The organism is Marinobacter sp. M5B, assembly GCF_042604615.1.
GTDB lineage: Bacteria > Pseudomonadota > Gammaproteobacteria > Pseudomonadales > Oleiphilaceae > Marinobacter > Marinobacter salarius.
This window is the reverse complement of record NZ_CP156894.1, coordinates 241615-264841: the sequence shown is the minus strand read 5'-3', so window position 1 is coordinate 264841 and position 23227 is coordinate 241615. Positions and strand designations below refer to the sequence as shown.

Sequence of the window (23227 nt, the reverse complement as noted above, 5' to 3'; positions counted from 1 at the left end):
CTGGCTCTGGAAGCTCGCAAATTACCGTTAGTTGATACCAGTGTAGAGCCAAAAGTTCACAAATGTATCACGCCGATATCAGGCCTCCAGGCTGCCCAGCAGGCGTTGACGGATAATATTGTCTGCTTCATCCATAATGCGGCCAATCAGTTCCTCACAACTGGGAATGTCGTGAATCAGTCCCGCCACCATGCCACAGCTCCAGGCGGCCTCATCCATCTTACCTTCCTGAAGCACCAATCTGCCTTTCACTCCAGTGACCAGATGGCGAATGTCATCAATGGTTTCGGTACCGGCTTTCGCGTGCTCGATGCGGATGATTTCTTCCACGGCAGCGTTGTTCATTACCCGCTCGGTGTTACGGAGGTTCCGCATAATGAGGCGGGTCTGGAGTTCGTCCGCTTCGACAATGGCCTGCTTGACGTTATTGTGGATGGGGGCGTCTGTGGTGGCCAGAAAACGGGTACCCATGTTCATGCCCTCTGCACCCAGTGCCATCGCGGCTACCAGGCTGCGACCGTCCGCCATACCACCTGACGCAACAAATGGAATGGTGAGTTCTTCCGCAGCGCGGGGCAGCAGGATAAAGTTGGGAATGTCATCCTCGCCCGGGTGGCCGCCACATTCGAAGCCGTCCACACTGACCGCATCGCAACCAATTTTTTCGGCCTTCAGGGCATGGCGCACCGAGGTGCATTTATGGATAACCTTAATACCCGCGGCCTTGAGCTGCGGCATGTATTGCTCGGGACTGCGCCCGGCGGTTTCCACCACCTTGACGCCACCGTCGACAATGGCCTGGATATAGTCCGGATAGGGGGGCGCCTTGAAGGATGGCAGGAAGGTCAGGTTTACTCCGAAAGGCTGGTCGGTCATCTCAGCACAACGTGCAATTTCCCGAGACAGGTCTTCCGGGGTAGGCTGGGTCAGCCCGGTGATTATACCAAGACCACCGGCGTTGGAGACGGCTGCTGCCAGCTCTGCATAACCCACGTGATGCATGCCACCCTGGATAATCGGGTGACGGATACCAAACAATTCGGTGATTCTGGTCTTCATAGCGGGCTTCCTGTTTTGTCGTTAGAATGAAATCGAGTACCGATACGAGGTTGCAGTGACAGAAAAAACAACAACAAGGGCGACACCAGCAGATGCCTTCCGGCGTGCACGGAGAATGTGGCTGAAAGGTGAACGCATTCATCTGGCATCGCTGTCTGCAGAATTGAATATTGGCAGGGCCACCCTGTTTCGCTGGGTTGGCAACAAGGATTTACTGCTGGGGGAAGTGCTCTGGTCACTCTACGAACCCCTGAGGCTGGAAGCGCTGAACGCAACACCGGGGAACGGCGTCGACTTTGTCGTCGGGGTTTACCGTCACATTAACTCCACTCTGTTGCACTCTGAACCTTTGCGGCGGTTTATCCGCGAAGACCCGGAGTACGCGCTCAAAATCCTGACGTCATCCCAGTCCACGCTTCACAGCCGTACTGTTGAGGCCAACACCCGCACCCTTCGGGATCAGATTGCGGGCGGACATATTAATCCCCCCCTGAACGTGAACAGCCTGTCCTACTTCATGGTGCGCCTGGCCGAATCCTGCCTGTACAGCGACATCATCAACGGCCGCGAACCTCGTGAAGAGGAGCTGGAGGACGCCTGTACCGCTGTTCGTGTAATGCTTGGCGGAACGGCCTGAACAGAGACCTATCCGCCACAGTCCGTCAGGCACGGGGTGGGGCCCTTTTCTGCCGGGAAAAAGATGTCTGAGCGAAGCGAGTTCTTTTTCCCAGAAGAAAAGGGCCCCACCTCGGGCCTAGCCCGCTGAAGAGCAGGCTTAAAGCTGCAGGGACCGCACCTCCAGAAACTCCTCCAATCCCCACTTACCAAACTCACGCCCGATACCGGAGTGGCCGAAGCCGCCAAACGGCGCTAACGGGTTGAAGTCCCCACCGTTGACGAACACCTGACCGGTGCGCAGTTTGCCTGCCACTTTTTTCGCGTGGGCGTCATCGGCCGACCAGACAGCGCCGGACAGGCCATAGGCGGTGCCATTGGCGATCTCGATGGCCTCGGCTTCGTCCTGATAAGGAATCACGCACAGCACTGGGCCGAAGATCTCCTCCTGGGCAATGCGGCTGTCAGGTTTGACGTTGCCGAACACCGTGGCCTTGACGAAGTAGCCCTTGTCGCAACCTTCCGGAGCTTCCGGGCCGCCGGCAATCAGGGTGGCGCCTTCTTTGATACCGATGTTGATAAAGTCGATGACTTTGTCCCGCTGCTGGGCCGAAGCCAGCGGGCCCAGGCGTGTGGTTTCTTCCAGCGGATTGCCCAGCGTCATTTTCGCCACCGCATTAGCGGCCAGTTCGCAGGCTTCGTCATGCTTCTGGGCCGGCACCAGCATGCGGGTCAGCGCGGTGCAGGTCTGGCCTGAGTTCAGCAGGCAGTTGTTAACAGTTCCCTTGACCGCTTTCGCCAGGTCAGCATCCGACAGGATAACCGAGGCGGACTTGCCGCCCATCTCCAGGGCAAAGCGCTTGAAGTCATCGGCAGCAGCGTGGGCAATCAGGCTGCCGGTGCGGGTGGAGCCGGTGAACGACACCATGTTGACGTCCGGATGTTTGATCAGGGTGTCGCCCACGGTGTGGCCTTCGCCGCAGACCAGGTTGAAAACACCCTCGGGCAGGTCTGTCTGGTCCAGAATATCCGCCAGGATATAGGCACTCTGGGGCGCGATTTCAGACGGCTTGAGCACCACCGTGCAACCGGCGGCAATGGCCGGAACCACCTTGAGGATGACCTGGTGCAGAGGGTAATTCCAGGGGGTGATGCATCCCACCACGCCCACCGGCGTGTACTGCACCTCGGAGTTGCCGACCTGTTCAGCAAAGGTGAATTCGGGCAGCATTTTCAGGTAGCTTTTGGTGATGGTGGCCGGCAGCCCCGCCTGAATGCCGGTGGCCAGTTTGATGGGCATACCCACTTCCCGGCATACGGTTTCGGCTATCTCACCCGCCCGTTCTTTCAGGCCGACATGCAATTGCTCCAGAACGTGCAATCGCTTTTCCAGTGTGCTTTCCGACCAGCTTTCGAAAGCAGTGCTGGCAGCGGCGATGGCCTTTTCCATTTCCTCGCGACCGGAGGCGGGAACCTTGGCAATCACGTCGCCAGTGGCCGCTTCGTGAACATCAATGGTCTCACCATTCCAGTTCTGCCATTGGCCGTTGATGTAGTTTTTGCTGAGATCATTCATGGTTCTGCTCCTGAATCAGTCGAACACGATCACGCCACGGGCGTTCTTGCCAGCCAACATATCATCGAAGGCCTGGGGTGCGTCATCAATGTGGTAAGTGCGGGTGACAAGTTCGTCGAGTTTGAGCTTGCCCGCCTTGTAGAGCCCCAGGATACGTGGGAAATCGTATTGTGGACGTGCGGTGCCCAGCCAGCTGCCCTTGAGGGTTTTCTCGTCGGCTGGAAGCGTCAATGTGGTGATAGAAGTTCTATCCTTTGGGTCTGAAACGCCCACCACCACGGCGGTACCACCCCGACCCAGGCATTTGTAGGCCTGTTCAACCACTGCGCCGGCGCCCACGCATTCGAAGGCGTAGTCCACGCCGCCCGTGAGTTTTTTCACGGCTTTGGCGCCGTCCTCCACCTCGCTGATATTGACGGTGTGCGTGGCACCGAACTCACGGGCCATTTCCAGCTTTTTCGCGTTGTTGTCCACTGCCACGATCATTTCCGCGCCGGCGGTGACGCAGCCCTGAATGGCGTTCAGCCCCACGCCGCCTATACCGAATACCGCCGTGCGGGACCCCGGTTCAACGTTGGCGGTGTTGAACACGGCACCAACGCCGGTCATCACCGCGCAGCCCACCAGAGCGGCGTTCTGCATGGGCACGGATTCATCCACTTTGACGCAGTTGTCCACGTGCATGGTGGCATATTCCGCCATCACGCCGCAGGCGCCGAACACGTTGAGATCCTCACCATCCGCGCCTTTGGTGCGAACAGTGCCATCGGGCAGGGTAAACATGGCTTTACGGGCGTTTTCACAGAGCACCGGGCGGCCACGAACACACTGACGGCATTTGCCGCACATGGAAATAAAGGAACTGACCACGTGGTCGCCTTCCTTGAAGGCGGTGACACCCTCGCCCACTTCAATAACAACACCGGCGGCTTCGTGACCGAGCACCAGGGGCGCGGGGTAGGGAATTTTGCCGGTGGTGGCGGACTGGTCACTATGGCAAACGCCACAGGCTCCGATCCTGATGGTGATTTCGTCCCGCCTCGGACCTTCCACGGTAATGGTTTCCACCTGAACGGGTTGGCCCCATTCGCGGCAGACGACGGCTTTGGCTTTTCTGTCCATTCTGTTTACACCACCTCGAAAAGACCAGCCGCGCCCTGGCCACCGCCAATGCACATAGTTACGACCACATACTTGGCACCACGGCGCTTACCTTCGATCAGGGCATGACCGGCCAAACGAGAGCCCGTGACACCGTAGGGATGGCCAATGGAGATAGAGCCGCCGTTGACGTTCAGCTTTTCCATGGGAATGCCCAGGCGATCACGGCAGTAAACTACCTGCGACGCGAAGGCTTCGTTCAATTCCCACAGGTCGATATCGTCCATCTTCAGGCCATTCCGCTCCAACAGGCGTGGAATCGCGAAAACAGGGCCAATACCCATCTCATCCGGCTCACAGCCCGCCACCGCGAAGCCGCGGAAAATACCCATGGGCTCGATGTTGTTCTTCTCGGCATAGGCGCTGTTCATCACCGTACACACGGACGCACCGTCAGACAGCTGGGACGCGTTACCGGCGGTGACGAACTGATTGTCTCCGCGCACCGGATTCAGGCCCTGGAGGCCTTCCAGAGTGGTGTTGGGGCGGTTGCACTCGTCACGGGTCAGGGTGACGTCCTTATAACTGACATCACCCGTCTCCTTGTCCTTCACCATCATAGTGGCGTCAAAGGGCACGATTTCATCGTCAAACCGACCCGCTTCCTGAGCTGCGGCGGTGCGCTGCTGGGAGACCAACGCGTACTCATCCTGAGACTCACGGCTAACGCCATAGCGCTGCGCGACAATGTCGGCGGTCTCAATCATCGCCAGATACAACTCGGGCTTGTTCTTCATCAGCCAATCGTTGGTAGCGTGGAAGCTGTTGAGCTTCTCGTTCTGCACCATGGAAATGGATTCGACGCCACCCGCCACCATGGCCGGTACCTTCTCCGACACCACCCGCTGGGCGGCAATGGCGATGGACTGAAGGCCGGAACTACAGAAACGGTTGATCGAAAGCCCTGCCGTCGTCACCGGCAGACCGGCACGAATCGCCGCCAGCCGAGCGATGTTCTTGCCCTGGGCGCCTTCATGGAACGTAGCACCGAGGATGACATCTTCAACAATATTCGGGTCGATACCCGCACGCTGCACAGCCTGCTGGATCACATGGCCGGCCAGATCCACGCTGTGGGTGTTGTTCAGTGCGCCACGGTAGGATTTACCAAGACCGGTACGGGCAGTGGACACAATAACGGCATCAGACATAACAAACTCCTTCGTAAACGTGTAGGTGGCTCAAACCTCGGGATCAGCCCCAAAACCAGCGGGCCAGGCTTTTAGAGATCCCCAAACCGGCGACCCTCACTGACCAGTTCCTGCAACAACCCCGCCGGCTTCCACTGCTCGCCCCCCAGGTCATCGTAGAACTGTTCAACGGTGCCAAGTATGTTGTCCAGACCAATCTGATCCGCCCAGAACATCGGCCCACCCCGATAGGCCGGGAAGCCGTAGCCATAGATCCAGGTAATGTCGATATCCAGAGACCGGTCCGCAATGCCCTCCTCCAGAATCTTGGCACCCTCATTGACCATCACGTACATGCACCGCTCCAGAATCTCCTGGTCGGTGATCTCGCGGGACTTGATACCCTGCTCCTGACGGAACTCGACAATAACCCGGTCCACTTCCGGATCGGGAATCGGCTTGCGATTACCCTCTTCGTACCTGTACACGCCCGCCTGGGTCTTCTGGCCAAGGCGCCCCTGCTCCGCCAGCTTATCCATCCAGCTCGCCGGCACGTCCTCACCTGCCTTGCGACGCTCCTGACGGATGCTGTAGCCAATATCGATACCGGCCAGGTCCGACATCGCAAACTGCCCCATGGGGAAGCCCAGGTCGGTCAGTACCTTGTCCACCTGTTGCGGGCTCGCACCTTCGTTGACCAGCGCCATGGCCTCTGCACCTCGCTTGTGCAGCATGCGATTGCCAACGAAGCCATAGCAGTTGCCCACCATGACCCCGACCTTGCGAATCTTCTTCGCCAGCGCCATGGCGGTGGCCTTGACCTCATCAGAGGTTTTTTCGCCGCGCACAATTTCCAGCAGCTTCATCACGTTGGCGGGGCTGAAGAAATGCAGGCCAATCACGTCCTGCGGACGTTTCGTCGCCGCCGCAATGTCATCGATACTGAGGGTGGAGGTGTTGGACGCCAGAATCGCACCCGGTTTGCAGGCGTCGTCCAACTGACCGAAGATCTTTCTCTTCAGGTCCATGCTTTCAAACACCGCCTCGATCACCAAATCCACATCGCTGAAATCGTCATAGGTCAGGGTGCCGCTGATCAGGCTCATGCGCTCCTCAACCTGGGCCTGGGTGATACGGCCTTTCTTCGCGGTGTTCTCGTAGTTTCGGCGAATCACTGACAGACCCTTGTCCAGCGCCTCCTGCTTGACCTCGGCGATGGTCACGGGTATCCCGGCGTTGGCGAAGTTCATGGCAATGCCGCCGCCCATGGTGCCTGCACCGATAACACCCACTTTATGGATGTCACGAACAGGTGTTTCCTTGGGAAGACCTTTCACTTTGGAGACTTCCCGCTCGGCAAAGAAGGCATGAATCAGGCCCGCACGCTGTGGGGACTCCATGCACTCCATAAACAGTTCACGCTCACGCTTCATACCGTCTTCAAAGGGCAGGCTGAAGGCGGCTTCCACCGCATCCACGCACTTGAACGGGGAAAACTGGCCCCGAGCTTTCTTCTGCAGGCCAGCGCGGAACTGTTCAAACACCTCGCTACCCTTGTCGGCCTCAAGCTTATCGGTCAGATCCCGTACGCGACGAACTGGCTTTCCTTCATCGGCAATGTTCTGTGCGTAGGCCAGGCCAACAGCCTTGATGTCATTGCCATCTTCAACCGCATCAACAATGCCCAGGGCCAGAGCGTCTTTAGCGCCAACAAACTCACCGGAAGTGATCATTTCCAGGGCTTTCTGCGCACCCGTCAAACGTGGCAGGCGCTGAGTGCCCCCGGCTCCGGGCAACAAGCCCAGCTTTACTTCCGGCAATCCCACCTTGGCGCTGCTCAAGGCCACCCGGTAATGGCAACCCAAAGCGGTTTCCAGGCCACCGCCCAGCGCAGTGCCGTGAACAGCCGCAACAATTGGCTTATCGCTGTTCTCATATTGGTCAACAACGGACGGCAGCCCCGGATCCTGCATGGGCTTGCCGAACTCGCTAATGTCGGCCCCGGCAATATAAGTGCGGCCTTCGCACACCAGCAACAGTACCTTGGCGTCGGCGTCTTTCTGGCCCTGCTCCAGTGCAGCCACCAGGCCGGAACGAACCGCATGGCTGAGGGCGTTCACCGGCGGATAATTCACGGTGATCACGCCGATGGAGCCTTCCCGGTTATAAGTCACGACCTCAGACATAATATCTCCTCGCCATATATGGAATGTAGTTTTAACAAGCGAAACATAGTCACGATTTAATACAAGTTTTCGGCAGGTTTCAACCATGAACTAAAATGCAGGCATAAAAAAACCCCAGAACGAATTCTGGGGTTTTTCGAGAAAATCGGCTCGGGGAAGGCCCGGACGGGGACCTCTCTCCGAAACACGCTGTAAATACATCCCTGTACGCTCGGCTCCGCCATCCATGGCTTCGCACGGTTTCGGAGAGAGATCCCCGTCCGGGCCCACGCTTTATCAGTTAGCCCGCAAAATCAAACACCAAGCGATTCAATATCGCTGGCCAGCATCGCCAGTTGGTGAGCAATGGATTCCCGCAGCTTTTCCCCGGAAATCAGATAGGAAGGCGCCGCACAAGTCAGCGCCATAATGGTGCCATCCTGCAGGTGAATGGGCACACCCGCAGAGTTGATGTTGCGATCCCACTCGCCAAGCGACAGGCAGAAGCCATACTTCTTGTAGTCTTCCATCGAACGTTCGAGGCCCTCCTGCTTCTCAGGCCAGGCGTCACCATATTTGGCTTCCATGGCGTCCGTGATGACCTTGCGGCCTTTATCCGAAATGGCACAGTAGTAGGCTCGCCCGGCCGATGTCGTGGCCATGGGCAGCTTCAGACCGATATCCATACGCAGCAGCGATGCTTCCGGCGGCAGGCGATTTTCCACATAGATCATGTGCAGACGATCGCGGCACGTCAGGCCCACGGACATGTTGGTCTGACGGGCAAACTCGTCCATGTAAGGCTTAGCCAGCTGGCGCACTTTAAGGTTGGAAACGTAGGCGTAACCAAGTGCCAATACGCCGGAGCTGAGCTGGTACTTTTCCAACTGGGCGTTATAACTGAGGTAACCCAGCTTGGTCAGGGTGTAGGTCATGCGCGAAACGGTGGGTTTCGGCAGCCCGGTCAGGCGCGCGATGTCCTGATTGCCCAGAATCACCGAGCCCTGGCTAAAGGCGCGAAGCACATCCAGGCCACGGGAAAGTGCCTCTACAAACTTGCGATCTTTCTCAGGCTTTACCGGTTCACCATCACCGGATGCTGCCAGGAGTTCCGGCGGGGTAGCTTGTGCTTTTGTCATAAACGGGCGTCCTCCAACAGCTGCGCCTGATCCGCTGTGCCCGGACTACCGGGGCTATGTTCGGATAGTAAGAAAAGATGCGGTATTTTAATCGCTGCAGATATCAAGTACCAGAAACCATTATCAAAAGTCGTGCCAAATATGAAACACTCTTCCTTTATGTTTCAATTCTCTTCCAATATCGCGACACAAGACCCCGGGTTTACGGATAGTTTGCGGTATATTATTCTGCAATGTGAAACTTGGTAACTGAATTAGAAGCCGATGACAACCCCGGAGAGCACATGAAAGTTCTATTTGTAGCAGGAGACCCCAAACCGGAGCGCTGGACCGTTCCCATAAAGGAGCTGCTTCCGGAAGCCGAGGTTCACGTATGGGACGCCAACGGCCCGGCGGTGGATGCCGATTACGCCATTGTCTGGCAACCACCGGAACAACTGTTTGAGCGCGAAAAAAAGCTCAAAGCCGTGTTTAACCTGGGCGCGGGAATCGACGGGTTGCTGGCCGCGCCCAATCTGCCACCTCAACTGCCCATCGTGCGTCTGGAAGATGCCGGCATGTCCGCGCAAATGGCGGAATACGTGTTGCACCAGCTACTGGAAGCCAGCCGGGGCATGGAAACCTACCGCGAGCAGCAACGCCAGGGTACCTGGAAAATTCATCGCCCGATCAAGCGCAGTGAGTGGCCAGTAGGCGTCATGGGCCTTGGCCATATTGGCAAGCGGGTGGCACGTACCCTCGCCGGCCTGGATTACCGGGTCAACGGCTGGGCCCGCAGCAAGCACGACCTGGACGGCGTCTCGACCTTTTCCGGTACCGAAAACCTGACCGATTTCCTGCAATCAACCAGGGTTCTGGTGAACACTCTTCCACTGACCGACGAAACCCGGGACATCCTCAATCATAAGCACCTCAGCCAACTCATGCCCAATGCCGTGGTGATCAACGTGGGCCGGGGAGAACACCTGGTGGAAGAGGACCTGATCAAAGCCATCGAAGACGGCCATGTCGCCCGGGCCTCCCTGGATGTGTTTCGCCAGGAACCCCTGTCCGCGGATCACCCCTTCTGGCAGCGGCCGGAGATCACCATTACGCCACATATCTCGGCGCGCACCCTGAGGGATGCCACCCTGGAGCAGATCACCGGTAAGATCCTGGCACACCACAACGGTCAGCCGATTTCCGGCATCGTGGACCCCAGCCGAGGCTATTGAAACCCTATACATTTGCGCCGGTCAGCCAGTGGCCGGCGCCACCACAAATATCCCCCACAGCATCAGTAATAACAACGGAATGGAGAGCAGGACAAAAGCGCCGTTCCAACCAAACGCCACCACCCAGCGTGACACCTGCCCGAATCGTGACAGCAGCATAACGGCCGGGCCGAACGGCGACAGCATCATGGCGAGGGAGAAACCAATCACCAGGGCGACCGCAATCGGCAGGGGGTTCACGCCCTCGGCGACCAATTGCGGCATCAACCCTGCCTGAACACTCAGCACAGTAATCGGGATGATGCCGATGGCTGAGAGCATCGGCATCATTAATAACCCACCCACAGCCAGTAAAAATACGCCCAGCTCACCAGTCGCCATGCCTGCCAGGGCATCCGCCGGAATCACCGAGACCAACGCCACGCCCAACCCGGCGGAACCTGCGAAGATCGACATCTCGTTGCTCATACCGAGCATATTGTCGGTGGCTTCCCGTACCGCCATAGCTGGCGAGCGATCGTGCCAGAACATATAAAGAAGGGTGACCACCGGCACCGTCAGCATCGCGGCCACTGACACCTTCAGTTCCGTTAACTGCACCAGCAGGCCCATCGCCGTGAAGATGATCAATACCAGCAACAACAGCCGCCCACTTCCAGCCGGCCAGGCATCCAGCGGTTCGCGCTCACCGCTGACTCGACGAAAACGCTTGTGCTCCAACCCCCATCCCACCAGAACCAGCAACACCGCGCTGCCAATGCCATAGGGCAGCAGGCCCGACCAGCTCAGGGAGGGTACTTCACGGGTAATAATGGCGACCGCAACACTGGTTGGCGCAACCAGCGGCACCAGCGCAAATCCTCGCAATGTACTGATCAGCACACTGCGCAACCAGCGCACCCGCGAAGCCCCGGTAATACCCCGCTGCCGCAGGGTATCCGACAACGTGCCGCAAAGCAGGTTCATCACGCCGAAGTTCAGCACTGACGCAATGCCGCAACTCACCACCGCGTATTTCGGGTACAGCAACGCCGGACGACCACCTAGCAGCACATCGTGTATACGCTGCAGCACCTCAAGCCGTCGAACCAGGCATTGCATCATCCCCAGGCTTCCCAGGAACGCCGCATAAAAGGCAGCGTTGGACGCGGCACGCATCAGATCCTCGGCGGTCAGTTGCCGGATAACCCCCAGATAACCGATCACAACCAGCGAGATCAGGAACAGGTAACGGGAATACGATTGCAGCCGCCTCAGCGCCAGCGTGAAATAAAGCACAAACAACACACCCGCAAAGGCACTGACCTTTATGCTGGAAAGGCAAAGCGCCAAAAGCTCCAGAAAAACCGCAGCAGGAACCAGAAAACGGCTCATAGCAGATTACTGACCTTGGTTGGTGGTATCGGTTGCATTTCAAACAGACCCGGATTAGTCTTCAACAATCAATATACAAAACTTAGTTCCGCTATACGAAACTATATCAACACTAATGACATGACAAGCCCACCCCTTCCCTCCTTACAAACGGAAGATCACAATGGGAACCATGTCTGATCAAATGGGAGATGCCATGAGCGCTTTCATCTACGATGGGCTACGAACACCCTTCGGTCGACACGCCGGCGCACTGGCCAGGGTTCGCCCTGACAACCTTCTAGCCAGCGTTATCAAAGCGCTGGTTGAGCGCAACGCCTTTGCCCTTGAGGCCTACGAAGACGTTATTGCCGGTTGCACCAACCAGGCCGGCGAGGACGCCCGAAACCTGGCCCGCCACGCCGGACTGTTGGCCGGCCTTCCTGTTGAAACCGGTGGCCTGACCGTTAACCGCCTGTGTGGCTCTGGCCTGGCAGCCATCATCGACGCCGCCAGGGCGGTTCGCTGCGATGAGGGCGAGCTGTTTGTCGCCGGCGGCGCTGAAAGCATGAGCCGGGCACCGTTTGTGATGGCCAAGAGCGAAAGCCCGTTCAGCCGCGACTTTCGTGCCTTTGACAGCACCATCGGGGCCCGCTTCCCCAACCCTCGCATTGAGGCCGACTTCGGTGCCGACACCATGCCCGAAACCGCCGACAACATTGCCAGGGAGCTCAACCTCAGCCGGGACACCGTGGATCAGTTTGCCGCTCAGAGCCAGGCCCGATACGACGCTGCCCTGAAAGATGGCTTCTATAATGAAGAGATTATGCCCATTGACGTCCCTCAGGGCCGCAAAAAACCACCCGTCAGCGTGAACAGCGATGAGCATCCGCGGCCTCAGTCCACCCACGAGGCACTGGCCGGCCTGCGCCCGCTGTTCGAAGGAGGCGTGGTGACTGCCGGCAACGCCTCGGGTATCAACGATGGCGCCGCGGCCCTGATCATCGGCTCTCGCAAAGCCGGCGAAAAGGCCGGTATTCAGCCCCGTGCCCGTATTGTATCCGCAGCGATCGCGGGTGTTCCGCCACAGGTCATGGGCTACGGCCCGGTACCCGCCAGCGAGAAGGCCCTCGCCCGCGCGGGTCTCGGCATCAACGATATGGACGTCATCGAGATCAACGAAGCCTTTGCGGCCCAGGTTCTTGGCTGCACCCACAAACTGGGCATCGACCCGACCGATTCCAGGCTGAACCCCAACGGTGGCGCCATTGCGGTTGGCCACCCCCTTGGGGCGTCCGGTGCACGGATTGCATTGACCGCCACCCGCCAGCTTGAACGCAGTGGCGGACGTTACGCATTGATCAGCATGTGCATTGGCGTTGGCCAAGGCATTGCCGCTGTTATTGAGCGAGTATCTGATTAAAAGAGCAACCGACTAATTTCTGAGGAGACACACCATGGCTTCCGCACCCTGGGATGACCTGTTGCAGTTCGACAAGCAACTGGATGAAACCGAGCGTCAGGTACGTGACAGTATCCGTTCGTTCTGCGATCAGCGCCTGATGCCCGGCATTACCGAAGCGAACCGGCATGAGAAGTTCGACCGTTCCATTTTTACCGACATGGGCGATCTGGGCATGCTCGGCGCTACCCTGCCGGAAGAATACGGCGGCCCCGGCCTGAACCACGTGTGCTACGGCCTGATTGCCCGCGAAGTGGAACGGGTTGATAGCGCCTATCGTTCAGCCCTGAGTGTCCAGTCGTCATTGGTTATTCACCCGATTCACGCCTTTGGCCAGGAAGCCCTGAAAAAACGCATCCTGCCCCAACTGGCATCCGGCGAAAAAGTGGGCTGCTTTGGCCTGACCGAGCCCAACCATGGGTCTGACCCGGGCAACATGGAAACCCGCGCCAAGAAAGTCGACGGCGGCTATCTGGTCAGTGGCTCCAAAACCTGGATCACCAACTCCCCCATTGCCGATGTTTGTGTGGTCTGGGCCAAGCTCGAGGGCAAAATCACCGGTTTCGTGATTGAACGCGAAGGTGCCAAGGGCCTGGACACGCCGAAGATTGAGGGTAAGTTTTCCCTGCGGGCTTCCGAGACCGGGTCCATCTTTATGGACGAAGTCTTTGTCCCGGACGAGAACAAGCTCGACGTAGAAGGCCTGAAAGGTCCTTTCAGTTGCCTGAACAAGGCCCGTTTCGGCATCAGCTGGGGCTCCATGGGCGCTGCCGAGTTCTGCTGGCACGCAGCCCTCAATTACACGCTCGAGCGCAAGCAGTTTGGCAAGCCTCTGGCGGCCAACCAGCTGATCCAGAAGAAGCTGGCGGATATGCAGACCGAGATCACCCTGGGCCTTCAGGGCGCCTTGCAACTGGGCCGTATGATAGACGCCGGCAACTACTCGACGGACGCCATCTCCATGCTCAAGCGCAACAACTGCGGCAAGGCCCTGGACATTGCACGGGTAGCCCGTGACATGCACGGCGGCAATGGTATCGCCGACGAATACCATGTCATCCGCCACGTGATGAACCTGGAAGCGGTGAATACCTATGAAGGTACTCACGATGTCCACGCCCTGATTCTGGGCCGCGGACAGACCGGGATTCAGGCTTTCAGCTGATCCTGCTACCCATAGCGCCAAAAAGCAGAGCTCCGGCTCTGCTTTTTTTATGCCCACAAAAAAGCCCCGGAGCGGGGGGAGCACTCCGAGGCAAGGATGCATAAAAGCACCTTAGAATTGGTTTATGTCAGACGTTTATCGATCAGAAGCTCAATTTCGCGGAGGCCATGACCTGCTCATACTGCATGCTGCTACTGGTGGCAATCTCACCGAAATCCCAATAGGCGTACTCCAGTCCCAGCGTCAGATTGCGGTGGGCAGACCATAGTATGTTGGCGTGAACCGAGGTCGACGAGTCGAAGTAACTCAACGTTCCGGCAGGCGGTGCAACCAGATCATCAACAATTTCCGTGTGCGAGACCGTCAGGGTGCTACGCCATGCAGGCGACCAGAAGTGGCGATAGGCCGCTGTGGCACCATAGGTCTTGAGAGGTTCGACATCGCCTTGGGCGAGAGCTGCCAGATCCACGTCCGGGTACGTCAGCAGGCCCATGTACCGGCCGAGCGCGCCATAGCTGTACTGCAGGCGCAGATCATCACGGCCAACCGTCGGAATGCGGGCACTCAAAGATACGGCTCCGTCAGTTATGATTTCATCCGCTGCGTTGTCTTCAAAATTCCGCAGCAAACCGGCAATGGAGTAAAACCCGTAGTTACCTCGGATCTGGTACCGCATTGCGAGATCCGGGTAGGACTGATCGTCGTAGGAGTTGCCGTAGTAGCCGTCTTCGGGATTCTCCAGGGAAACCATCAGCTTCCCGCCTGGCGCAGCCATGTTGTAGCGAATCATAGGCTGGGTTGCGTAGATAAAAGCCGCTTGCTTGCCCTGATCAAGGATTTCCGGCATGGCCGCCAGGTCGGTGAACGTGGTGTAGGTCTGACCAAAATCCCAGCCGTTCCAGGAACCGTAGGCCTGGCGCAAACGGGGGGAATAACTGTTGGACACGATCTCGTTACCGGTTTCATTCATGCCGTCGTTAAGGTCCTGGTTAAAGTCCATCTCCAGGTAGGTGGTCAGCGTGTGGCCGACGACATCCTCGGTTTTGGTGCCGATACTGATCCGTGATTCCCGGGCCGAGAAACCGGTCTTCCAGTCGCTTTCATCCGAAGCCGCGGCACTCGCGAAGGTTCTCGGCAAACCAATGCTGTAGCTGTTCAGGCTGCCATTCCCGTGGGAACCAAAAATAGCGTCGGCCTTGATAAAACCACCGAATGAAATCGTTGTGCTTCCAATCTTGATCCCGTCGCCGTCTCGCAGCAAATAGGGGTTGTCTTCTGTCAATTCAGGCGCGGTAGACACCGCGCCTTCCAGTTTGTTTTCCAGCTGTTGGACCCGCTCTCGCAGTTCGTCCAGCTCAGTGCTTTGCGCCAGCGCGGAGCCGGAACCGATGGCCATCAGCGGCAGCCCGGCAATAACCACGGCTCGGAGCAAGGGACGCACTTGGGAAGGTATTGTTGTTGTCATCTCAAACCTCTTAACGGAGTTGATTTCATGTCGTTGTTATTGGACGTTCCGGTGCCGGCACTGGGACACACCAAATCAATCACGCTGTTTCACTGTGCGGTATTTTGTGATTGTTAGGTTTCGCATAGCAGTACCAGCTTCCGTGTTTTCGAATATAGACAATACTTTTGTCATCAACAAGTGAGTGAAACCAAATTTTAATGAAATCGGTAATTACTCTGTGTTTTGTTGTTTCATTAGCATTGACAGACGAGCAACCCATGAAAGATCATTGAGTAATTCTGCTATGCGGTATATATTTTCGCTGTAATGCATTAACGAGGTTGATTCGATGAACATGAACTACACCGCCGAGGAACTCGCCTTCCGTGACGAAGTGCGTGCGTTCCTGGATGAAAAGCTGCCGGCCGACATCGCCGCCAAAGTGAAAGGATTCCGCCGCCTGTCCAAAGAGGACCATCAGCGCTGGCAGAAAATCCTTTGCGAGCAGGGCTGGTACGCGACCCACTGGCCGGAAGAGTACGGCGGTGTAGAGTGGACGCCCGTGCAAAAGCACATCTGGGACGAAGAATCCTGCCGTTACGGCGTTCCCCGCTCCATCCCGTTCGGGGTGAATATGGTGGCGCCGGTGATCATCAAGTTCGGCAGCGAGGAACAGAAGCAGACGTACCTGCCGCGCATCCTCAGCGGCGAGGACTGGTGGTGCCAGGGGTATTCCGAACCCGGCGCGGGCTCTGACCTGGCGTCTCTTAAAACCCGTGCTGTGCGTGATGGCGACCATTACATTGTTAACGGCCAGAAAACCTGGACCACCCTGGGCCAGCACGCCAACATGATCTTCTGCCTGGTGCGTACCAACACCGAGGTCAAGAACCAGGAAGGTATTTCGTTCCTGCTCATCGATATGGACACACCGGGCATTACCGTGCGCCCCATCATCACTCTGGATGGTGAGCATGAAGTTAACGAAGTGTTCTTCGAGGACGTGAAGGTGCCGGTTGAGAACCTGGTGGGCGAAGAGGATAAAGGCTGGACCTATGCCAAGTATCTTCTGACTTACGAGCGCACCGGCCTGGCCGGTATCGGTATGTCCAAGGCAGCACTGTCGCACCTGAAAAACCTGGCATCACGCCGCCTGAAAAACGGTCGGCCGCTGCTTGAGGACCCCTCATTCAGTCAGCGCATCGCCAAAGTGGAAATCGACCTCACGGCAGCCGCCATCAGCAACCTGCGTATTATTGCCTCTGTTGAAGGTGGCGGTGTGCCGGGTGCGGAAAGTTCCATGCTGAAAGTAAAAGGCACCGAGATCCGCCAGGCCATCAATGATCTCGCCCGCCGCGCGATCGGGCCCTATGCCCTGCCGTTCCTCGAAGAGGAGATGAATATGGATTACGAGGGCGACTTCCTGTCGGATAAAGATGCCGCTCCCCTGTCGGCCCAGTACTTCAACAACCGCAAGCTGTCGATCTTCGGCGGATCCAACGAGATCCAGAAGAACATCGTGTCGAAAATGATTCTCGGGCTTTAAGGAGACGACCATGGATTTCCGACTTAATGAAGAGCAGCAGATGCTGCAGGACACCGTGGAACGGCTGGTGCGCGGTGAGTACAGTTTTGAAAAACGACTGGCGTTCAGTGAGACGGAACTGGGCTTCAGCGCCGATTTCTGGCAGCAGCTTAGCGAGCTGGGCCTGACCGCTGTACCTTTTTCCGAGGAACTCGGTGGCTTTGGCGGCAGCGGTGTGGAAGTTCAGTCCGTTATGACTGAGCTGGGCCGCGGGCTTTGCCTGGAGCCATATGTGCAGTCCATTATTCTGGGCGGCGGCCTGATTGGCCAGGCAGGCAACGACAGCCAGAAAGACACCTGGCTGGCCGGCATCGCCAGCGGCGAACTGAAAGCCGCTGTAGGCCTGCAAGAGCCCCAGAGCTTCTATGACCTGAATAACGTGGAAACCCGTGCCGAGAAAAACGGCGAGGGCTATGCTCTGAACGGCCGCAAGGCCGTGGTGATCAGCGGCCACTGTGCCGACCTGATCGTGGTGTCCGCACGCACCTCAGGCGACGCCCGCGATGCCGACGGCATCAGCCTGTTTGCCCTGAGCCCGGATACCGCTGGCGTTGAGCGCCGAGCTTACCCCACTATCGACGGCTCCCGCGGCTGTGACATTACCTTGAACAACGTCCAGGTCGGTGCCGACGCGTTGCTGGGAGAAGAAGGCAAGGCTAGCGGGGTGATCGAGTATCAGGCCGGTCGCGCCATCGCCGCCATCTGCGCCGAGGCTGTGGGTGTCATGGAAATGGCCAATGAGCTGACTCTGGATTACCTCAAACAGCGCAAGCAGTTTGGCGTGCCTATCGGCCGGTTCCAGGTGTTGCAGCACCGTATGGTGGATATGATGTCGGAACTGGAGCAGGCTCGTTCCATGGCAATTCTTGCCGCCAGCGTCGCCGACAGCGAACCCAGTGATGAACGCCGCCGCGTGCTGGCCGCCGCCAAGAACGTGATTGGCCGTGCCGGTCAATTCATCTCCGAGGCCGGCATTCAGTCCCACGGTGGTATCGGCATGACCTGGGAGTATAACTTTGCCCACTACGCGAAGCGGCTGATCGCCATCAATCACCAGTTGGGGGATGACGATTACCATCTGGAGCAATACGCCACTTTGTTGCAGGTAGGCTGACAGCTGAGGCTCTCATCATGACGACAACAGACGATCAGTCATCACAACGGGATCTGAGAAAAGCCGAATGGAAGGTCCGCACCGAGCTGGCCGCCGCCTATCGCCTGGTGGCGCTGTTTGGCTGGGACGATCTGGTGTTCACCCACCTTTCGGCACGGGTGCCGGGGCCGGATCATCATTTCCTGATCAACCCCTATGGGCTTCTGTTTCATGAAATCACCGCGTCGTCACTGGTGAAGGTGGATAAGGACGGCCAGGTGGTGGAGTCTGGCGGTCTCTCCCGTGTAAATCCGGCCGGATTCACCATTCACAGTGCCGTTCACATGGGCCGCGAGGATGCCGGAGCGGTGATGCACCTGCACGCGCCGGATGGGGTGGCTGTGTCAGCGCACCGGGATGGTCTGTTGCCCCTGAGCCAGACGGCGATGCTGTGCCTGAATCATCTGAGCTATCACGATTATGAAGGTGTGGCGCTGAACCTGGATGAGCGCGAGCGGCTGATCAGGGACCTGGGTGACAAGTCGATGATGATGCTGCGCAATCACGGGGTGCTGACGGCGGGCAAGGACGTGCCGGAGACGTTCACCTATCTGTATTTTCTGATGAAGGCCTGCGAGATCCAGGTCAAGGCCCAGAGCTGCGGGCCAACCTGTATGCCGTCAGAGCAGGCCATTCAGACAACCGCTGACCAGTCTCAGTCGCTGGGTAGTGCGGCGGCATTGACCTGGCCCGCATTGGTTCGGCTTCTGGATAGCAAAAATCCCGGGTACGCTGTTTGAGTCTCTGACTTTGCACCTTGTGCACCATGGAAGCAGATATGCTCTCTGTTGAATTAAACGATCTTGAACATTTTTGCGGCACTACCATTGGCCACAGCCCTTGGAAAACCGTCACCCAGGAGATGATTCAGGCGTTTGCGGACGCAACGGGCGATCACCAGTGGATTCATCTGGATGTTGAGCGGGCCACGCGGGAAACGCCGTGGAAAAGCCCCGTCGCCCATGGGTTTCTGACAGCGTCGCTGATTCCACTGCTGAATCAGGAGGTCATTGACGTGCAGGGCAAAGGCGCCAGCATAAACTACGGCATCAATAAGCTGCGCTTTCCTGCGGCGGTGAAATCCGGGGCGGATATCCGTAGCAAGATGGAATTGCTGGATGTGTCCAGGGTGGATGATCAGCGCACGCTGGCCACCTACCGAACCACCGTGGAAATCCGTGGAGAGGACAAGCCTGCCTGCGTGGCAGAGAACCTGGTGATGTACGTGGCCTGAGCGGTCAGACGCCCGAAGCAACACTAAAAAAGGGGCCCTTGGGCCCCTTTTCTCATTCAGATGGGTGCTGAACCCCCATCACTTGATCTCTTCCCGAACAATCTCGCCGTCTTTCACCACGGCCAGGGTCGTCTCCGTCACGAAACCACCGTTTTCGGTGACTTCGGTGACTTCGTACGGGTTCTTGCGGGTGTCCATGTTTTTCAGGGCATCGCCGATCGCAGCGCGGATGGTTTTCGGGTCGGTGGACTCGGTGGCGTCCATGGCTTCCACCAGGGCGTGCAGCGCCAGGTAGTTGTAGGCGGCTTCGGATCCAGGCATTTTGTCGTACTCGGCCTTGTAGCGCTTGATGAAGTCTTTGGCCGCCGGGGTGTCATAGACGCTCAGTGGAACCACGCCGATGGCGCCTTCCACCATGTCCAGGCCACCGGCTACCTGGGCCACTTCGTCAATCTTGGCCTGGTCCATCACGATAAAGCCGCCCTGAAAGCCCATCTGGCGGGCCTGTTGCACCACCAGACCGGTCGGCTCGGAGGCGCCGCCCACAAACATCACGTCCGGGCTTTCTGAAATGATACGGCTGACGCCGGTAAAGAAATCCGCCGATTTGTTGTAGTCCATGGGGTTGTCAGAAACCACTTCTCCCCCTTTGGACTCCCACTCTTTCTTGATCATGGCGCCCCAGATTTTGGCGTATTCATGGGTTGCGCCGCCCATGCCCAGCTTCTTGCCCTCGTGCTCAAGGGCGTAGTCGGTAAAGGCCCGCACGTAGCCATCAAAGGTGGGAGGAATACGCAACGTCAGGCTGTTGCCCTTTTCGGTGATGCTGGGCACGCTGGAGTAGGCCATCACCAGAAAATTGTCTTTCTCGTTGAAGTCCTGGAGGGCAAAAATACCACCGGAGTGAGGCACGAACACCGCCGACACGTTGGACTCCTGCTTCAGTCGCTTGGCATTGGTCGCCGCCTGCGCCGGTGAGTAACGATCGTCCAGGGGGACCAGGTTGACCGTGGTCTTTTCGCCGTTCAGGTCAAAACCGCCCGCCGCGTTGATTTCCGCCACCGCCATTCGCAGCCCGGACAGCGTGTTTTCACCGTATAAAGCAGCGCCGCCACTCAGCGGGCCGGTGAATCCGATGTTGACTTCGCCCGCCATTGCACCGGCGGACAGGCTCATCCCAAGGGTTGCCGCCGCGACAGCCTGACCCAGTTTTCTGACTATTTTCATTGTTGTCTCCTGGTTGTGTTGTGCGTGTCACTCTGATTGTTGTTGTAGGCCGGTCAGGCCCCGATATACGCCTTGCGAACCTGTTCGTTGCCCAGCATCGTCTCCCGGTCGCCTTCCATGACCAGATGGCCGTTCTCCATAACATAAGCACGGTGGGCAATCTTCAGGGCCGCAAACGCATTCTGCTCTGCCAACAGCACGGTTGTGCCCAGGCTGTTGATTTGTTTGACGGTTTCGAACACTTGCTTGACCACCAGGGGAGCCAGGCCAAGGGATGGCTCATCCAGCATCAGCAAGCGGGGGCGGCTCATCATGGCGCGGCCGATGGCCACCATCTGTTGCTGCCCCCCGGACAGAGATCCGGCAGGCTCATCGGCCTTGTCTGCGAGGATCGGGAACAGCTCCAACACTTCGTTCAGGCGCTTGCGGTTGCCCTGCCGATCACGTCGGTGCACGTAGGCCCCCATCATCAGGTTCTGCATGACGCTCATCTGCGGAAACAGTTTTCGGCCTTCGGCACACTGCACTACGCCGCTGGCGACGACCGCGCTGGCTTTCATACCGTTGAGCTGTTTGTCTTCGAACTGGATCTCGCCGGCCGTCGGCTTTACCAGGCCACTAATGGCATTGAACAGGCTGCTTTTACCGGCGCCATTGGCCCCGAGTAGAACAACCAGCTCCCCGGCATCCACCGTCATCGAAATATCGGTCAGTGCCTTGAAGCTGCCATAGCAGACGTCGACATGGTTAAGCTGCAGCATCTTCGTCACCTCCCAGATAGGCTTCGATCACCACCGGGTTGTTGCGTACTTCTTCCGGCGTGCCCTCGGCAATCTTTTCACCGTGATCCAGCACCATGATCTTGTCTGCCAGGCTCATGATCATGTCCATCTTGTGCTCGATCAGGCACACGGTGAGTCCTTTTTCATCCACCATTTTCCGCATCAGCGCGGCGAATCCGACGGTTTCTTCCGGATTAACCCCGGCCGCCGGCTCATCCAGCAGGACGATCTTGGGGTCGGTCGCCAGTGCCAGGGCAAAGGCCACCCGCTTGCGTTCTTCCTGGGTGATGTCGGCAATAAACTGCCCGGCAACGTGGGCAAGGCCCACAAATTCCAGGGCTTCCATGGCCTTGTCCCGCGCCGCCTTCTCTTCACGTTGCAGGCGTTTGCTGTTGATCAGCACGTCCCACAGGCCGGATTTCGTCCGCAGCCGGTGCCCCACGATCAGGTTGTCCAGCACGGTTGCCTGCTCAAACAGGTTGGTCGTCTGGAAGGTCCTTCCCACACCCAGGCGTGCGACCCTGTCGCTGGGCAGGTTAGTGACGTCCACGCCGTCCAGCAGGATACGGCCGGAGGTGGGCTGGTGCAGGCCTGAAATAAGGTTGAAAAAGGTGCTCTTGCCAGCACCGTTGGGGCCGATAATGGCGTTGATCCTGCCGGCTTCGAACTCCACCGACACATCGCTCACCGCCGCCAGACCGCCAAACATTTTGGTGACGTTTTCTACCTTAAGCATTGCTCTCTGCCTCCCGGTTCTGTGCGGTGTTGACCTTGTTCTCCTGGCGCTTTTTCGTTGGCGCCAGTGCCTGGGACTTGCGATGCATCCAGGTCAGGAAGGAGCCGGTAATGCCCCGGGGGAAGAAGATCACCAACAGCACCAGCAGCGGCCCGAAAATGATCATTCGGTACTCTTCCAGGAACTGCAGTGACTGGGTAATCCACACAATGCCCACGGTGCCCAGCAACGGCCCCATAATGGTGCCGATACCGCCCACCAGCAGATAGGTGATCATGTCGAAGGTGTGGTTGATATTGGCCTCTTCCGGGCCGATGAAACGGACCATCCCGGCATACAGGGCACCTGCCAGCCCGGCATAGGTCGTGGACAGTACAAAGGCGAGGACTTTATTGCGCATCAGGTTGATCCCGAGGGACTGGGCCAGTTCATCACCGTTGCGGATGGCAATGAAGGTACGACCCAGCAGGGACTTGGACAAACGCCCCATGAACCAGATTGCGAACACCAGGAAGGCCAGCACCAGGTAGTAGAACGGGGTGGTGTCTGTAAAGTCCACCAACCCAAAGCCATAGGGTGCGGCGATATCTCGGACACCGATGGCGCCATGGGTCAGCTCTTCCCACTTGTCGATCAGCAGGTAGATGATAAAGCCCACACACAGGGTGAAAATCGCAAAGTAATGCTCTTTCAGGCGCAGCGAAACGATGCCCACGAGAAACCCGAGCACCGCCGTCATCACCAGCGCACCCAGGAAGGCCGGCCAGAAGCTCCAGCCATAGTCGGCAGTCAGCAGGCCAAGGGTGTAGGCTCCGATGGCAAAAAAACCGCCGTGGGCCAGGTTCAGCTGGCCGCAAAAACCGGTAATGATGTTCAGGCCGTAGACCGCGATCGCCCAGACAAAGGCGGTCGCCATCACGTACACCTGGTACTCATTCGCGGCGACCAGCGGGAACAGTATGGCGAAGGCCAGCATCAGGTATTTGGCGGCTGGCGTCATCAGCAGGGAAGCGACTTTGAACAT

The 23227-nt window shown here is 58.0% G+C and carries 20 protein-coding genes; 8 read left to right on the top strand and 12 right to left on the bottom strand.

Annotated features, from left to right (window positions below):
* Positions 1–78: 78 nt before the first annotated feature.
* Positions 79–1059 (bottom strand): nitronate monooxygenase family protein, encoded by a 981-nt coding sequence (locus tag AAGD24_RS01160; RefSeq protein ID WP_075195530.1) that lies wholly within the window; start codon positions 1057–1059, stop codon positions 79–81.
* 115 nt (positions 1060–1174) lie between these two features.
* Between AAGD24_RS01160 and AAGD24_RS01155 the strand changes: the two genes are divergently transcribed.
* Complete coding sequence (locus AAGD24_RS01155) at positions 1175–1696, top strand: QsdR family transcriptional regulator (RefSeq protein ID WP_174447638.1); 522 nt, start codon at positions 1175–1177, stop codon at positions 1694–1696.
* Between the two features lie 138 nt (positions 1697–1834).
* Here AAGD24_RS01155 and AAGD24_RS01150 read toward each other — a convergent pair whose 3' ends face one another.
* The 5 genes from AAGD24_RS01150 to AAGD24_RS01130 all read right to left on the bottom strand — a co-directional run bounded on the left by AAGD24_RS01150 (position 1835) and on the right by AAGD24_RS01130 (position 8845).
* Positions 1835–3250, bottom strand: a complete 1416-nt coding sequence (locus AAGD24_RS01150) for an aldehyde dehydrogenase family protein (RefSeq protein ID WP_228210214.1) — start codon at positions 3248–3250, stop codon at positions 1835–1837.
* Between the two features lie 15 nt (positions 3251–3265).
* Positions 3266–4372, bottom strand: coding sequence for a zinc-binding dehydrogenase (locus tag AAGD24_RS01145; protein WP_379866263.1), 1107 nt, complete (start codon positions 4370–4372; stop codon positions 3266–3268).
* Positions 4373–4377: 5 nt separating this feature from the next.
* Positions 4378–5562 carry an acetyl-CoA C-acyltransferase gene (locus tag AAGD24_RS01140; RefSeq protein WP_228210213.1) on the bottom strand — a complete coding sequence of 395 codons (1185 nt, stop codon included), beginning with the start codon at positions 5560–5562 and terminating at the stop codon, positions 4378–4380.
* 71 nt (positions 5563–5633) lie between these two features.
* A complete protein-coding gene (locus AAGD24_RS01135) occupies positions 5634–7727 on the bottom strand; it encodes a 3-hydroxyacyl-CoA dehydrogenase NAD-binding domain-containing protein (RefSeq protein ID WP_228210212.1) in 2094 nt (697 codons plus the stop codon).
* Positions 7728–8020: 293 nt separating this feature from the next.
* Positions 8021–8845: an IclR family transcriptional regulator gene (locus AAGD24_RS01130; RefSeq protein WP_041335593.1), complete on the bottom strand. Its 825-nt coding sequence runs from the start codon at positions 8843–8845 to the stop codon at positions 8021–8023.
* Positions 8846–9129: 284 nt separating this feature from the next.
* Between AAGD24_RS01130 and AAGD24_RS01125 the strand changes: the two genes are divergently transcribed.
* Complete coding sequence (locus AAGD24_RS01125; protein WP_228210211.1) at positions 9130–10059, top strand: glyoxylate/hydroxypyruvate reductase A; 930 nt, start codon at positions 9130–9132, stop codon at positions 10057–10059.
* Between the two features lie 21 nt (positions 10060–10080).
* On the opposite strand, the gene AAGD24_RS01120 is transcribed toward AAGD24_RS01125, so the two are convergent.
* Positions 10081–11433, bottom strand: a complete 1353-nt coding sequence (locus tag AAGD24_RS01120) for a hypothetical protein (RefSeq protein WP_228210210.1) — start codon at positions 11431–11433, stop codon at positions 10081–10083.
* A gap of 196 nt (positions 11434–11629) precedes the next feature.
* On the opposite strand from AAGD24_RS01120, the gene AAGD24_RS01115 reads away from it, so the two are divergent.
* Positions 11630–12835 (top strand): 3-oxoadipyl-CoA thiolase, encoded by a 1206-nt coding sequence (locus AAGD24_RS01115; RefSeq protein WP_036205534.1) that lies wholly within the window; start codon positions 11630–11632, stop codon positions 12833–12835.
* Between the two features lie 34 nt (positions 12836–12869).
* The gene (locus tag AAGD24_RS01110) at positions 12870–14039 is read left to right on the top strand and encodes an acyl-CoA dehydrogenase (protein WP_036202119.1); all 1170 of its coding nucleotides are present in this window, start codon (positions 12870–12872) and stop codon (positions 14037–14039) included.
* A 142-nt stretch (positions 14040–14181) separates the two neighbouring features.
* Here the strand turns inward: AAGD24_RS01110 and AAGD24_RS01105 are convergent, their stop codons facing one another.
* Positions 14182–15504 (bottom strand): porin, encoded by a 1323-nt coding sequence (locus AAGD24_RS01105; protein ID WP_228210209.1) that lies wholly within the window; start codon positions 15502–15504, stop codon positions 14182–14184.
* A gap of 331 nt (positions 15505–15835) precedes the next feature.
* On the opposite strand from AAGD24_RS01105, the gene AAGD24_RS01100 reads away from it, so the two are divergent.
* From AAGD24_RS01100 to AAGD24_RS01085, 4 genes are read left to right on the top strand one after another with little or no spacing between them, the layout of a single operon-like run.
* Positions 15836–17032 (top strand): acyl-CoA dehydrogenase family protein, encoded by a 1197-nt coding sequence (locus AAGD24_RS01100; protein ID WP_091641505.1) that lies wholly within the window; start codon positions 15836–15838, stop codon positions 17030–17032.
* 10 nt (positions 17033–17042) lie between these two features.
* On the top strand, positions 17043–18185 hold the full coding sequence (locus AAGD24_RS01095) for an acyl-CoA dehydrogenase family protein (protein ID WP_379866259.1): 1143 nt from the start codon (positions 17043–17045) through the stop codon (positions 18183–18185).
* A gap of 17 nt (positions 18186–18202) precedes the next feature.
* A complete protein-coding gene (locus AAGD24_RS01090) occupies positions 18203–18964 on the top strand; it encodes a class II aldolase/adducin family protein (RefSeq protein ID WP_228210207.1) in 762 nt (253 codons plus the stop codon).
* Between the two features lie 38 nt (positions 18965–19002).
* Positions 19003–19458, top strand: coding sequence for a MaoC family dehydratase (locus tag AAGD24_RS01085; protein ID WP_036202105.1), 456 nt, complete (start codon positions 19003–19005; stop codon positions 19456–19458).
* A 78-nt stretch (positions 19459–19536) separates the two neighbouring features.
* On the opposite strand, the gene AAGD24_RS01080 is transcribed toward AAGD24_RS01085, so the two are convergent.
* Genes AAGD24_RS01080 through AAGD24_RS01065 form a run of 4 tightly spaced genes read right to left on the bottom strand, consistent with a single transcriptional unit; the run spans position 19537 to position 23227 of the window.
* The gene (locus tag AAGD24_RS01080) at positions 19537–20685 is read right to left on the bottom strand and encodes an ABC transporter substrate-binding protein (protein WP_075195540.1); all 1149 of its coding nucleotides are present in this window, start codon (positions 20683–20685) and stop codon (positions 19537–19539) included.
* Positions 20686–20738: 53 nt separating this feature from the next.
* Complete coding sequence (locus tag AAGD24_RS01075) at positions 20739–21446, bottom strand: ABC transporter ATP-binding protein (RefSeq protein ID WP_007155440.1); 708 nt, start codon at positions 21444–21446, stop codon at positions 20739–20741.
* A complete protein-coding gene (locus AAGD24_RS01070; protein ID WP_036202098.1) occupies positions 21433–22203 on the bottom strand; it encodes an ABC transporter ATP-binding protein in 771 nt (256 codons plus the stop codon). Before AAGD24_RS01070 ends, AAGD24_RS01075 begins: the two co-directional genes overlap by 14 nt.
* Positions 22196–23227, bottom strand: a complete 1032-nt coding sequence (locus tag AAGD24_RS01065; protein WP_085681908.1) for a branched-chain amino acid ABC transporter permease — start codon at positions 23225–23227, stop codon at positions 22196–22198. Before AAGD24_RS01065 ends, AAGD24_RS01070 begins: the two co-directional genes overlap by 8 nt.